This is a genomic window from Chryseobacterium sp. FP211-J200, from assembly GCF_001643375.1.
GTDB lineage: Bacteria > Bacteroidota > Bacteroidia > Flavobacteriales > Weeksellaceae > Epilithonimonas > Epilithonimonas ginsengisoli.
Genome location: NZ_LSHB01000004.1, coordinates 56,473 through 70,631 on the forward strand (window position 1 = coordinate 56,473; position 14,159 = coordinate 70,631).

At 38.1% G+C, this 14,159-nt stretch carries 12 protein-coding genes and 2 tRNA genes; 8 read left to right on the forward strand and 6 right to left on the reverse strand.

Going from position 1 to position 14,159, the window contains the following annotated elements:
* Positions 1-22: 22 nt before the first annotated feature.
* Both AXA65_RS01480 and coaD read left to right on the forward strand, forming a co-directional pair.
* Entirely contained in the window at positions 23-1,006 is a 984-nt protein-coding gene (locus AXA65_RS01480; RefSeq protein ID WP_063968368.1) for a D-alanine--D-alanine ligase, read from the forward strand.
* A 53-nt stretch (positions 1,007-1,059) separates the two neighbouring features.
* Positions 1,060-1,533, forward strand: coding sequence for a pantetheine-phosphate adenylyltransferase (gene coaD, locus AXA65_RS01485; protein ID WP_063968369.1), 474 nt, complete (start codon positions 1,060-1,062; stop codon positions 1,531-1,533).
* Between the two features lie 42 nt (positions 1,534-1,575).
* Here coaD and AXA65_RS01490 read toward each other — a convergent pair whose 3' ends face one another.
* From AXA65_RS01490 to AXA65_RS01510, 5 genes are all read right to left on the reverse strand, one after another.
* Positions 1,576-1,785, reverse strand: coding sequence for a hypothetical protein (locus tag AXA65_RS01490; RefSeq protein WP_063968370.1), 210 nt, complete (start codon positions 1,783-1,785; stop codon positions 1,576-1,578).
* 95 nt (positions 1,786-1,880) lie between these two features.
* A tRNA-Phe gene (locus AXA65_RS01495) sits at positions 1,881-1,953 on the reverse strand.
* Between the two features lie 69 nt (positions 1,954-2,022).
* A tRNA-Phe gene (locus tag AXA65_RS01500) sits at positions 2,023-2,095 on the reverse strand.
* A 94-nt stretch (positions 2,096-2,189) separates the two neighbouring features.
* Positions 2,190-4,034, reverse strand: coding sequence for a lysophospholipid acyltransferase family protein (locus AXA65_RS01505; RefSeq protein WP_063968371.1), 1,845 nt, complete (start codon positions 4,032-4,034; stop codon positions 2,190-2,192).
* A gap of 7 nt (positions 4,035-4,041) precedes the next feature.
* Complete coding sequence (locus AXA65_RS01510; RefSeq protein ID WP_063968372.1) at positions 4,042-5,280, reverse strand: aspartate kinase; 1,239 nt, start codon at positions 5,278-5,280, stop codon at positions 4,042-4,044.
* 238 nt (positions 5,281-5,518) lie between these two features.
* On the opposite strand from AXA65_RS01510, the gene fbp reads away from it, so the two are divergent.
* Together fbp and AXA65_RS01520 are read left to right on the forward strand one after the other, a co-directional pair.
* Complete coding sequence (fbp, locus tag AXA65_RS01515) at positions 5,519-6,538, forward strand: class 1 fructose-bisphosphatase (protein ID WP_063968373.1); 1,020 nt, start codon at positions 5,519-5,521, stop codon at positions 6,536-6,538.
* A 61-nt stretch (positions 6,539-6,599) separates the two neighbouring features.
* The gene (locus AXA65_RS01520) at positions 6,600-7,607 is read left to right on the forward strand and encodes an o-succinylbenzoate synthase (protein WP_063968374.1); all 1,008 of its coding nucleotides are present in this window, start codon (positions 6,600-6,602) and stop codon (positions 7,605-7,607) included.
* An 11-nt stretch (positions 7,608-7,618) separates the two neighbouring features.
* Here AXA65_RS01520 and AXA65_RS01525 read toward each other — a convergent pair whose 3' ends face one another.
* Positions 7,619-9,010: an MFS transporter gene (locus tag AXA65_RS01525; protein WP_063968375.1), complete on the reverse strand. Its 1,392-nt coding sequence runs from the start codon at positions 9,008-9,010 to the stop codon at positions 7,619-7,621.
* Between the two features lie 86 nt (positions 9,011-9,096).
* Between AXA65_RS01525 and AXA65_RS01530 the strand changes: the two genes are divergently transcribed.
* From AXA65_RS01530 to groL, 4 genes are all read left to right on the forward strand, one after another.
* Positions 9,097-9,468, forward strand: a complete 372-nt coding sequence (locus AXA65_RS01530; RefSeq protein WP_063968376.1) for a winged helix-turn-helix transcriptional regulator — start codon at positions 9,097-9,099, stop codon at positions 9,466-9,468.
* A gap of 11 nt (positions 9,469-9,479) precedes the next feature.
* Positions 9,480-11,867: a M1 family metallopeptidase gene (locus tag AXA65_RS01535; protein WP_063968377.1), complete on the forward strand. Its 2,388-nt coding sequence runs from the start codon at positions 9,480-9,482 to the stop codon at positions 11,865-11,867.
* Between the two features lie 182 nt (positions 11,868-12,049).
* The gene (gene groES, locus AXA65_RS01540) at positions 12,050-12,328 is read left to right on the forward strand and encodes a co-chaperone GroES (protein WP_034977079.1); all 279 of its coding nucleotides are present in this window, start codon (positions 12,050-12,052) and stop codon (positions 12,326-12,328) included.
* A gap of 104 nt (positions 12,329-12,432) precedes the next feature.
* On the forward strand, positions 12,433-14,055 hold the full coding sequence (gene groL, locus AXA65_RS01545) for a chaperonin GroEL (RefSeq protein ID WP_063968378.1): 1,623 nt from the start codon (positions 12,433-12,435) through the stop codon (positions 14,053-14,055).
* Positions 14,056-14,159 lie beyond the last annotated feature (104 nt).

The following is a 14,159-nucleotide window of genomic DNA, read 5'->3' on the forward strand; positions in this document are numbered from 1 at the left end:
TTGTTTCCAAGATAATTTTAGAATGAGCAAAAAAAACATAGCCGTCGTAATGGGCGGATATTCTGATGAATACAAAGTTTCCCTGAAAAGTGGACAGTTGATCTTCGATTCTTTGGATCGGGAAATTTACAATGTTTATAAAGTGGTCATTCTAAAGGATGAATGGTATTTTCTAGACGAAAACGACAATAAAAAACCCATCAACAAAGCTGATTTTTCTGCCGACCTTGGAAACGGGGAAAGTTTGAAATTCGATGCTTGTTTCAATATTATCCACGGAACGCCTGGCGAGAACGGAATACTGCAAGCTTATTGGGACGCCGTTGGACAAAAATATACAGGTTGTGACTTTTACCAAAGCGCATTGACCTTCAATAAAAAAGATACTTTGGCGGTTCTTTCAAAATACGGAATTCCATCAGCGAAAAGTATTTGCCTAAGAAAAGGTGAAGATATCTCTGATGACAAAATCGTAGAAGAGCTTGGATTACCGCTTTTCGTAAAGCCAAATCAAAGTGGTTCTTCTCTCGGAATTTCTAAAGTGAAAGAAAAAAGCGAACTGAAAACTGCACTTGAAATTGCTTACAAAGAAGACGACGAGATCCTTATCGAAAGCGCCTTGAACGGAACTGAAGTTTCTGTGGGGGTTTTGGATTACAAAGGTGAAGTCATCGTTCTTGGGATCACGGAGATCATTCCTGACAAAGAGTTCTTTGATTACGAGGCCAAATACGAAGGTGCTTCACAGGAGATAACGCCTGCAAGAATTGATGAAGAAACGACAAAAAAAGTCGAAGAAATATCAATTAAGGCATATAAATCACTTGGAATGAGTGGGTTTTCGAGGTCAGAATTCATTATTGTGGACGGAATACCTTATCTTTTGGAAATGAATACCAATCCTGGGTTTTCTCCGGCAAGTATTCTACCGCAACAGGCGAAGATCTACGGAATTTCCATCAAAGACCTTTGTGGAAGCGAAGTTGAGAAAGCATTGAAAAAATAATATTAATTTAGCCAAAGAAAAGTCTTTGGCTTATTTTTTTAAATCTGAAATAAATGAAAATCGCAGTTTTCCCCGGATCGTTCGATCCTATCACACTTGGACATTACGATATTGTAGAGCGCGCCGTTCCGCTGTTTGACAAGATCATCATCGCCATTGGAAAGAATTCTCAAAAAAAATATATGTTCTCGCTGGAGCAACGTAAAGAGTTCATTAGAAAATCTTTCGCAAACTTCCCCAATGTAGAAGTGGATGATTTTGAAGGATTGACGATCGATTATTGTAAAAGTAAAAATGTGAATTTCATCTTGAGAGGCTTACGCAATCCAGCTGACTTCGAATTCGAAAAATCCATTGCACAAACCAACCGGGCTTTGACACGAGAAAACACGATCGAGACCATTTTTCTGTTGACGTCGTCCGGGAAATCCTACATCAGCAGCAGCATTGTGAGAGAGATCATCTCTTTCGGTGGTAATTATGAGATTATGGTCCCCGATGCGGTGAGAGTGGAGAAGAAGCAATAAAATAAAATCCTGAATATTGAAATTCAGGATTTTTTATTTAAATTAATTTTCCAGATAGTCGATTGCAAATTGCAACCGATCTTCCACTGATTGATCCAAATAAATATCAGGCTCAATTCTGATGTTATCAATTGGATATTCTGGCAAACGCATCACTTTGTAAGTTGGCAATAGAAGCTGGTATTCCTGGCATCCAAAATCCGTGTAGATCGCATTCCCATAGTCCAATGCGCCGTAACTTGGGATTCCCATTAGTTTTACTTTCTTGCTTTGTTTGACAATGTAAAAACATTTGTTGATTCAAATGCATAAACAAAAAAACCGCCTAAAAATTAGGCGGTTTTAAGTGGTTTCTCCAGGGATCGAACCAGGGACACATGGATTTTCAATCCATTGCTCTACCAACTGAGCTAAGAAACCATTGTTTTTTTTGAGCAATGAACTCATTTATTAGTTTCAAATGTTAATTATAAAATAAACATTCTATTGTGGTTTCTCCAGGGATCGAACCAGGGACACATGGATTTTCAATCCATTGCTCTACCAACTGAGCTAAGAAACCATCACTCGCATTGTTATTTTGAGTGGTGCAAAAATATAGCCTTTATCCTTACGATGCAAATTATATTGGAAATTAGTCAATATTTATACAAAAATCATTGATTTTCAGACGATTTTTTTTCAGTTTGGGATTTGAAAAAGTCACTCAATTCTTCCAAAACAGGTTTTATCGTATCTTCCGGAAGATCACTGATCCGGATGTACATCAATCCATCAATGGCGTCGTTGAAGTTTGGATCCACGTTGAAGGCGATCATTTTCGCATTTTGCTTGATATATTTCTTGATCAAAACCGGCAATCTAAGCTCTGGTTCCAGATCGTCTATGATCTTATCCAATTTGTTGAGGTCGGCATCAATATCTTCGAAGAACAACGCTTTATCGCGCTCTTTCATCACCACCTTGAATTCATTCTTTGGATGGATATATTGCGCAACAGCGGAATCGTAATAATGAGAACGCATAAACTCGATCATCAATGATTTTGAGAATTCAGAAAACTTGTTGCTGATACTCACGCCACCCATCAGGAATTTGTGTTCCGGATTTCTAAGGCAGACATGGACAATGCCCCGCCAAAGCAAGAATAAAGGAAACGGTTTTTGTTGATACTCGATCGAGATATAGGCTCTTCCCATTTCTATTACCTTTCGGAAAAATGGTTGCAATTCCGGATCATATTCGAAGAGTGAACTGGTGTAAAATCCATCTATCCCGAACTTCTTCATCACTTCGGAGCCCAAAGCCATTCTGTAAGCGCCAACCAGCTTTTTATCAGCATTATCCCAAAGGAAAAGATGGTGATAATGGTTGTCGTACTCGTCCAGGTCAAAAGGGAGATTAGTCCCTTCGCCAATAGCACGGAAAGTCAATTCTCTTTGACGTCCGATCTCTCTCATGATAAAGGGGATTTCGCCCGATGTTGTAAAGAATACATCGTAATCGCCGTGCGAGAAAAGTTTCTTGTTTTCTGTACTTTTAAGCGTATTGATTTCGTTCACGATATCTTCTGTTGGTGTTGCATCGATGATATTTTGAACGATATTATTTTGTTTCTGCAGCGGAAGCTTGAGTGCCATGTTCGGCAGTTTCAGTTTCTCGGTGATGCTTTTTCTCTTTTCATAGTAGGACTTCAGCATGTAGACCTTATTGTAAAGATAATCGCCAAGTTCTTCAATAGTTTCCTCCTCTGCCATCTGTTTCACGGAGATTGCTTTTCCGATCCTGATCCTGATGGGTTTGTCTCTTTTGCGCATCATTTCTGTAGGTAGCATCAGTGTTTGCAGGTCAGGATGTAATTTGGAAACATTATAAAAGATCTTGCTGTTGGTCGCATGGAAATACATAGGAACCACTGGTACTTTTGCTTTCTTGATAATTTTTAAAGCGGTTTTGCCCCATGGTCTGTCAAGGATCTCGCCGTATTCATTATTCTTATTGGAAACCTCGCCAGCGGGAAAAATTCCCAAACAACCACCTTCCGATAAATGTCTGAAAGTTTCTCTCATTCCCGATGAACTGCTGTATGCGTCTTTCCGCTCTTCAAATGGATTGACAGAGATCACAAAAGGTTCCATCGGTTTGATCTTGGATAGAAGGAAATTTCCCATCACTTTGAAATCCGGACGAACACTCAAAATGATCTTGCACATCAATATCCCATCCAATGCACCCAAAGGATGATTGGAAACAATGATAAAAGGTCCTGTTTTAGGGATCTTGGAAAGGTCTTCTGCAAAAACAATATAGCTGAGTTCTTGCGCCTTTACAAACTCATCAAAGAATTCCACACCTTTTGTGTGGATCAATTTGTTATAAAGTGCATTGACCTCATTTATTTTGGTAAGATTCATAATAGCGGACGCAACGGGTCTCTTGAGAAAACCAATTTTATCGAGTCCGGCTGCTTTTATCAAGTCTTCTTTGGAAATTAAGCTCATAGTGTTTTTACATGGTTACCATTTGGAAGGTTTTTTTGGAGATCTGCTCCAGAAGTACTTTTTTGTCTTTGTAGAATTTCTCTAACTTGTCCAATTCCGCATTTCTAACGGTAAACAAGGATACATTTTTCGTCATTTGTGTGATGAAACTCTGCTGTAATTCCTCATTGAATTCATTCGCGGTTCCGAATTTATCTTCCAAACATAAAGCTAATGAAATTGCTGAATTCTGCATCAAAGAAACTTTAATTTTATATTTTGCCAAAAGGGCGAAGATCAAACTCATGTGATCCTCGGCTATGAAAGAGAAATCGCGGGTTTCAACATTCAACAAAGTTTGATTTTCTTTCAGGATGTAACTTTCGATGGATTCATTTTCTGTGGAATTCCCAACCTTGGTTCCCGGTTCTTTCGGCTCTACAAAGGATTTTACAAAAAATGGAATATTTTTCTGTTTCAATGGCTGCAAAGTTTTTGGGTGGATGACAGATGCACCGTAATAAGCCATCTCGATTGCTTCTTCGTAGGAAATGAAGGACAACAATTCTACATTATCAAATTTCCTAGGATCACCGGTCATCACACCTGGAACGTCTTTCCAGATCGTCATTTCGTCAGCATTAAGGCAATAAGCGAAAATCGCTGCGGTGTAATCGGAACCTTCACGACCAAGAGTCACTGTAAAATTATTTGCTTCTGAACCGATAAATCCTTGAGTGACGTAACAATTGATTTTATCCAATTTGGAAATATTCTGTTCTGTTTCCTGCCAGTTGACGATTCCTTCTCTATAATTGCTGTCGGTTTTGATGTAATCTCTTGCGTCCAACCAATGGTTAAAGAATTGAATTTCATTAAGATATTCGCTTAATATTTTAGAAGAGATCATCTCACCACAACTTACAACCTGATCGTAAACGAAGTTGTAATTCGGAGATTTGTTTCTTCGCAAGAAAGAGTCGATGTCATCAAAAAATAATGAGATCTCTCCGAAAACCGGGTGGTTTTCTGAAAATAAACCTTTTGCAATGGCGATGTGGTCGTTCTTTATCAGTTCGATCTCCTTCTGGTAATCCTGTTTCTTGAAATAATATTCGACCACCTTTTCCAAGGCATTCGTCGTTTTTCCCATTGCAGAAACTACCAACAGACATTTTTCAAACCCTTGAGTTTCCAGAACCAAGGCCACATTTTTCACACCTTCTGCATCTTTTACAGATGCACCACCAAATTTGTAGATTTTCATTAGATTTTTAAGACTTAAAGCAGTTGATTTTAATATGACAACATTGTTAATTTATTATTAACCCCCAAAAATATCAATAATGAACGAAATATGAAAATTGACATTGATTTTTTTAATGCCTCAGAATGAAACATTAAACCATATTAATAAGAATATGATAAGTATCATCAATTAGTGATAAATTTTGTTTTATTTAATTAAAAAATATAATAGTTTTGTAAATCTGAAAATCAAAAACATGTCAAAGCAAGCTTTACAAACTCTGGGAGAATTCATCATCGATAAACAGGATGATTTCAAATATTCTACTGGAGAACTTTCCCGTCTTATCAGTTCTATCAGAATTGCGACAAAAATCGTCAACCGCGAAGTGAACAAAGCCGGAATTGCGGACATCATTGGGAACGTTGGAAATATGAATATCCAAGGCGAAGATCAGCAAAAGCTGGATGTTTTGGCCAATGACATCTTCATCGCCGCACTTTCTCAAAGAGAGGTTGTCTGCGGGATTGCATCTGAAGAAAGTGATGATTTCATCGAGGTTAAATGCACAGAAAACGCACACCTGAGCAAATATGTCGTTCTGATCGATCCTTTGGACGGTTCTTCCAACATCGATGTGAATGTTTCTGTAGGAACAATTTTCTCAATTTACAGAAGAGTTTCTGATCCAGGAAGTCCGGTGGAATTGAGAGATTTCTTACAAAAAGGTGTGAATCAGGTGGCTGCAGGTTATGTGGTTTACGGTTCTTCTACAATGATCGTTTACACAACAGGAAACGGCGTTAATGGATTCACTTTAGATCCTTCGATCGGGACTTATTACTTGTCTCACGAAAACATCAAGTTTCCAACTACAGGAAAAATCTATTCCATCAACGAAGGAAATTACGCCAAATTCCCTCAAGGTGTGAAAGATTATATCAAATATTGCCAGGAGGAAGAAGGCGACAGACCTTATACTTCACGTTACATCGGATCTTTGGTTTCCGATTTTCACAGAAATATGTTGAAAGGTGGGATCTACATCTATCCGCAAACCTCACATTCTCCAAATGGAAAGTTGAGATTGCTGTACGAGGCCAATCCAATGGCTTTCTTGGCTGAACAAGCGGGTGGAAAATGCAGCGACGGTTTCAAGAGAATCATGGAGATCGAACCGACAGAGTTGCATCAGCGTGTTCCGTTTTTCTGTGGAAGTGCCGCAATGGTAACGCAGGCTGAGGAATTTATGGCAAAAGCTGTGAGTCAAAACTAGAATTAATTATTTTAAATCATACAAAAGACCGATTTCTTCGGTCTTTTCTTATTTTTGTAGGATGAAGACTGCAACATTCAACCAATATATCTTAAACTTCAAACAGCCAAGTGGAACATCGCGTGGTATTTTGAATACCAAAGAAACTTATTTCATCGAGATCACGGAAGATGACAAAAAAGGAATTGGAGAATGTGCACTTTTCCGAGGATTGAGTTTTGATGACGATGACGATTATGAAAACGCTTTGGAATGGGCTTGCCGAAATATCAATTTGAGTTTTGAAGAGTTGCAGGAAGAACTCATCAATCATCCATCGATTATTTTTGGGATCGAACAGGCGCTTGCAAATCTTGATCAAGAAAAAGATATTTATTTCCCGAGTGATTTTACAGAAGGAAAAGATTCTATCAAGATCAATGGTTTGATTTGGATGGGAAATGCCGATTTTATGCAATCTCAAATTGAGGAAAAACTGAAAGATCATTTCACGTGCATCAAACTTAAAATTGGTGTTGATTGGAATTCTGAGAAAGAAGTCATCAAATCAATTAGAAATCAATTCCCGAAAGATCAGATTGAACTTCGCGTGGACGCCAATGGTGCTTTCTCTCCAGAACAGGCAAAATTGGTTTTGGAAGAATTGGCAGAACTGGAAATCCACTCCATCGAACAGCCAATACAAGCTGGAAACTGGAAAGCGATGGCCGAACTTTGCAAAAATACGCCAACGCCAATTGCTTTGGACGAAGAACTGATTGGCGTTTTAAATATCGGTTCCAAAAAAGACCTCCTCACAGAGATCAAGCCTCAATACATTATTCTAAAACCAAGTCTGATCGGCGGTTTTTCAGGCTCTGATGAATGGATCGATCTGGCGGAAAAAAATAATATCGATTGGTGGATCACCTCCGCATTGGAAAGCAACATTGGTCTAAATGCGATTGCACAATACACCTACCTCAAAAAAAATCCAATGCCACAAGGTTTGGGAACTGGCGGGCTGTTCACTAATAATTTTCCTACGCCTTTGATCCTGAAAAATGACCATTTGTTTTTTACAATTTGATGAATTGGAAATTAAAATTTTGAAGGTTTATTTTTTGATCTGAAATCTGAAATTAAAAATATGCTAATGGTAATCAACAGTAAAACAATCATGACTAAAGTTGCCATAAAATATCCATCATCAAAATTAAAATAAATCCGCCCAACCAAACTCACCCCGAATCCGATAGAAATCTGCTGAATCGTCAAATAAACGCCGCTCGCAAGCGAAGTGACTGAGAACGGCAATTTTCTCATCGCATTGGTAAACATAGAAGGCAACACAATTCCGCACCCGATTCCGTAGAAGAATAGAACTGCAGATATTGCTTGTAAATTGATTGTCGTTGAATTGACAACATAAAGATGACCAGTAAGTCCTAAAATCATTACAACTAAGCCGAAAATAATAAATTTCTCCTGATATTTATTTAAAAATCTCACAGATAAAAGAGATGCCAGAACATAACCAATTCCCTGACAAGTAAACAATAATCCTGTGGTTGTGGAACTCAAATGATGATGTTCTTCAAAAAAAATGGCGTTGATGAAAAAATAAGAATCCTGAACCAAATAATAAGTCACCGCCGCCAAAAGTGCTACTTTAAAACTTGGATATAGAAAGGGTTTCATATTGATCAAAACCTCTTTTCCTTTTTTAAATTTCCTTTTCTGATTTAAAATAAAAATAATCAAGCCTGCAACAGAAAAAAGCAGCAACAGAATATTGTTTGTCTTCCAGCCTTCTTCGCCGCCGATGACAATTTCGTACATCAAAATAATCAGAAGGGTGATCAATATCATTTGTGGAAAGATCTGTATGGATTCTTTTGTTTTAATTTCAACTTCTTTCAGATATTTATTCGCCAAAATAATGACCAAAAGTGAAATCGGAATATTGATAAAGAAAACAAGTCGCCACGCATCAAAACTAAAATGAAGGTCGGGAATGATCCCTCCCAAAACCTGCCCTATAACCGAAGCGATTCCTGCAATCGCACCATAAATTCCTAGAGCTTTCACTCTTTCTTCTTCAACTGTAAATACATTGGATATCAAAGCAACACCTTGCGGAACCATAAAAGCCGCTGAAATACCCTGAAAAAGCCGACTTATATTCAATGCAGTTGCAGAAGTAGAGCTTCCGCAAAAAAATGAAAACAACATGAAACTGAACATTGAAATGATGAAGGTTTTCTTGTGTCCGTATCTGTTCCCTATTTTGCTTCCCGTAATCAAAAAAGCACCGTAACCGATGATGTAAAAAACAATAATAAACTGCGTTTCGGCTGTACTTGCATTAATGGAATTTCTAATAGACGGAATCGCAATATTGACAATAAAAAGATCCAGAACACATAAAAAAATCGACATCGAAATGATAATTAAACTCAACCACTTGTTAAACTCTTGAAAATTTCTCATTTTTATTGATAATATTTTAACTTTACGACTTCAAAAGTAACAACATCAAAACCTGCAGTCAAGTAGGTGGAAAAGATAGACTCAGTATGAATTTTAGTACTAATTCTGATAATGAACTCGTTAGCTGCACGGAAAATTTTCTTTTTCTGGCAAATAATTGCTACGCAGAACATACTTTGAAGATGATCAACGGAAAATGGAAGATTTCTCTGATTAAAATCATCGGTAACGAATGTCCAAAAAGATTCGGAGTTCTGAAAAAAGAATTGGATAATCTAGCACAGGGAACCTTAAGTACGATTTTAAAAGAATTGGAAAATGACGGTCTTATTCTGAGAACGGCTTACGCTGAAATTCCCCCAAGAGTAGAATACAAATTAACTGAAAAAGGCATTGCCTTTTTACCAATTATACAATCAATGGAAGACTGGTGGCTAGCTTTTCCTGAAAACAAATAAAATTATTAATTATGAAATTTAAAATTGCTGTACTTTCAGTTCTAATTTCAATTGGTGCGTCGGCACAAAATATCCAGAACAATCCAGGGAGCAATCACGGGAACAAATTTGAACAGCTGGGAACAATCCTTCCAACGCCAAATACCTACAGGACAGCTTCTGGAGCGCCAGGGAATCAGTATTGGCAGCAACGTGCGGATTATGATATTTCCGCCTATTTGGACGAAGACAAAAGAAATCTGAAAGGTTCTGAAACGATTACTTACTACAATAATTCGCCTGATAACTTAGAATATCTCTGGCTTCAGCTGGATGAGAATCAGCAATCTTCTGTAAAAAATGCAGATTATCCGGCTTCATCCACATTGCCAAAAGGAGCAAACATTGATAAATTAAAAACTTCCGAACTTCCTATTAAAGATGATGGTTACGGTGTAAATCTCGAAAAAGTGACGGACGCCAACGGTTCTCCTATAAAATACGTCGTGAACAAAACGATGATGAGAATCGATCTTCCGAAACTATTGAAAGCTGGAGAGAAATTCACTTTCAAGGTGGACTGGAACTACAACATCCCGAACCGAATGGAAAAAGGCGGTCGCGGCGGTTACGAAAACTTCCCAGAAGACGGCAACGACCTTTACACCATGACACAATGGTATCCAAGAATGTGCGTTTACAGTGATTTCCACGGCTGGCAAAATCACCAGTTTACAGGTCGTGGAGAATTTGCTTTGGTCTTTGGAAACTTCAAAGTTGCAATGAACGTTCCTGCGGATCACATCATTGGTGGTACGGGAGAATGTAAAAATTACAGTGAGGTTTTGACTTCGGCTCAATTAGCAAGGTATAAGCAAGCTGAAAACGCAAATGAACCTGTTGAAATCGTAACACTTGATGAAGCTAAAAAAGCAGAGAAAAATAAATCTAAGGAAAGAAAAACCTGGAAATTCGAAGCGGAAAATGTCAGAGATTTTGCTTGGGGTTCTTCTCGTAAGTTCGTTTGGGACGGAATGCGCGTGACGATTCCTGAAAACAACAACAAAGTGATGGCAATGAGTTTTTACGGAAAAGAAGCGTATGGACTTTACAGAAAATTTTCTACAAAAGCTGTGGCTCACACCATCAAAACTTATTCTGAATTCACAATTCCTTATCCATATCCTGTTGCGCAGTCTGTAGAAGCCTCCAACGGAATGGAATATCCGATGATCTGTTTCAATTATGGACGAACTGAAAAAGACGGCACTTATTCCGAAGCCATCAAAAACGGAATGTTGGGCGTGATCATCCACGAGGTTGGACACAATTTTTTCCCAATGATCATCAACTCAGACGAAAGACAATGGTCTTGGATGGATGAAGGTTTGAACACCTTTGTAGAATATTTGACAGAAGAAAAATGGGATAATAAATTCCCTTCCAAACGTGGACCAGCTTGGACCATCGTAGATTATATGAAACTTCCGAAAGACGAATTGGAACCCATTATGACCAACTCGGAAAACATCGCGAGATTCGGACCAAACGCTTACTCCAAACCAGCGACTGGATTGAATATTCTTCGTGAAACGATTATGGGAAGAGAACTTTTCGATAAAGCTTTCAAAACGTATGCGCAAAGATGGGCGTTCCGTCATCCGGAACCTGCTGACCTTTTCCGAACGATGGAAGATGCGAGCGGCGAAGATTTGGATTGGTTTTGGAGAGGTTGGTTTTACAGCACTGATCCTGTAGATATTGCTATTGACAAAGTGACTGTTGCTCTTCCTGTTTTTGATGTTACTCCAACAAAAGCATTAGAAATTAAATATAAAGTCGACGCGCCACTTCAAAATGAATTTGAAGACATTTCAAAAGTCAAAAACAGAGAAGATAAAAACATCAAGTTTTATGTCGATGGCGACAAAGACGTTCAGGATTTCTATTACAGATATGATAGAGGACAAGAGAAAATTGATGCTTCAAAAGAATTTATCTTAAAAACTGAAACGCCGCAATCATTATCAAATGAAGAAAAAACGAATGGTGTTAATAAAAATATTACCGCTTATCAAATCGATTTTACAAATAAAGGAGGTTTGGTAATGCCAATTATTTTGGAATTCACTTTTGAAGATGGAACAAAACTTAATGATAAAATCAATGTTCAAATCTGGAGATCTAATGAGCAGAAGGTTTCTAAGACTTACTATTTCGGGAAGAAAATAAAATCCATCCAATTGGATCCAATGAAAGAAACCGCTGATATTGACACTTCCAACAATTATTGGGCAGCAACTTCGTCAACAGAGGCGCCTTCGAAATTCCAAGTTTTCAAACAGTCTCAAAGAGAAACTGCTAGAGGTGGCGCAAGTGGAAAAGTGAATCCGATGCAGGCTGCTGGAAAGAAAAATTAATTTTTTAAAACTTAAAAAAAGTCATTCATAACGAATGACTTTTTTTTTCTGCCAAAATTTCAGTCTCAAAATAAAAATCTGCCAAATCGAACAATCAACCATCAACAATCAACCATCAACAAAGTTGGCACATTGTTGGAGATGTAGGAATGAGAATAAATATTAAAAAATCAAATATAATTATGTCAGTAAATTTCAAACCATTAGCGGACAGAGTTTTGGTAGAACCAACACCTGCAGAAACTAAAACAGCATCAGGAATCATCATCCCAGACACTGCAAAAGAAAAACCTCAAGAAGGAACAGTTGTAGCAGTTGGTCCAGGTAAAGTAGATGAGCCAACCACTGTAAAAGTTGGTGACAAAGTGCTTTATGGAAAATATTCAGGAACAGAACTTAAGTTTGAAGGGAAAGATTATCTTATCGTGAAAGAGGGCGATCTTTTAGGAATTATTGGGTAACAAATTTGTAAAAAAAGTAAAAGCTACTCACGTAAAATGATTTAAGTTTTCGTGAATGCAAAATTCATTAATACATTGTACAAAGTACATTAATACAACAAAAAATGGCAAAAGAAATTAAATTCGATATTGAATCAAGAGACGCTTTGAAAAGAGGTGTTGACGCATTGGCAAATGCAGTTAAAGTAACTTTAGGACCAAAAGGTAGAAATGTTGTCATCGAGAAATCTTTCGGTGCGCCACACGTTACCAAAGATGGTGTAACAGTTGCAAAAGAGATCGAACTGGAAGACAGAGTAGAAAATATGGGTGCTCAAATGGTGAAAGAAGTAGCTTCTAAAACCAATGACATTGCTGGAGATGGCACAACTACCGCTACAGTTCTTGCTCAGGCTATCGTAAGAGAAGGTCTTAAAAACGTTGCCGCTGGTGCAAACCCAATGGACTTGAAGAGAGGAATCGACAAAGCTGTTTTGGCTGTGGTTGAAAACTTGAAGTCTCAGTCTCAGGAAGTTGGAAACAACTCAGAAAAAATCAAACAAGTGGCTTCTATTTCTGCAAACAATGACGATACGATCGGTTCTTTGATCGCTGAAGCTTTTGGAAAAGTAGGGAAAGAAGGTGTAATCACTGTTGAGGAGGCAAAAGGAACGGATACAACGGTAGATGTTGTAGAAGGAATGCAGTTTGACAGAGGTTTCCAATCTCCATATTTCGTGACCAATCCAGAGAAAATGGTAGTTGAATTGGAAAATCCTTATATCTTATTGGTTGAGAAAAAAATCTCATCTATGAAAGAATTATTACCAGTTCTTGAGCCAGTTGCACAAGGTGGAAAATCTCTTTTGATCATCTGTGAAGAAGTTGAAGGTGAAGCTTTAGCAACTTTGGTGGTGAACAAATTGAGAGGTTCTCTTAAAATTGCGGCTGTGAAAGCGCCAGGATTTGGTGACAGAAGAAAAGCAATGTTGGAAGATATCGCAATCTTGACAGGAGGAACTGTAATCTCTGAAGAAAGAGGTTTCACAATGGAAAATATCACTATCGATATGTTGGGAACTGCTGAAAAAGTAGTGATAGACAAAGACAATACGACGCTTGTAAACGGTGGTGGTGAAGAAGCTCAGATCAAAGGAAGAGTTTCTCAGATCAAAGCTCAGATGGAAACAACCACTTCTGATTATGATAGAGAAAAACTTCAGGAAAGATTGGCTAAATTGGCTGGTGGTGTAGCTGTACTTTACGTAGGTGCTGCTTCTGAAGTGGAAATGAAAGAGAAAAAAGACAGAGTTGACGATGCATTGCACGCAACAAGAGCTGCTGTAGAAGAAGGAATCGTTGCTGGTGGTGGTGTTGCTTTGGTAAGAGCAGTTGCTGCCCTTAACTTCGAAGGTGCTAATCCTGACGAAACGACTGGTATCAAGATCATCAAAAGAGCGATTGAAGAGCCATTGAGACAAATCGTTACCAATGCTGGAGGCGAAGGTTCCGTAATCGTTGCGAAAGTAGCGGAAGGAACTGGAGATTTCGGTTACAACGCAAAAACTGATGAATACGTGAATATGCTTGAAGCTGGTATCATCGATCCAACTAAGGTAACTAGAGTTGCTCTAGAAAACGCAGCTTCTGTTTCTGGAATGCTATTGACAACTGAATGTGTGATCACTGAAGTGAAAAGTGCTGAACCTGCAATGCCAATGGGCGGCGGAATGCCAGGAATGATGTAGTCTTGAAGCTATATAAATAAACATTAAACCGTTCAGATTTTTCTAAGCGGTTTTTTTGTGGATTTTATTTGAAATTAAATTTAATGTCAAATTATTCGAAAATT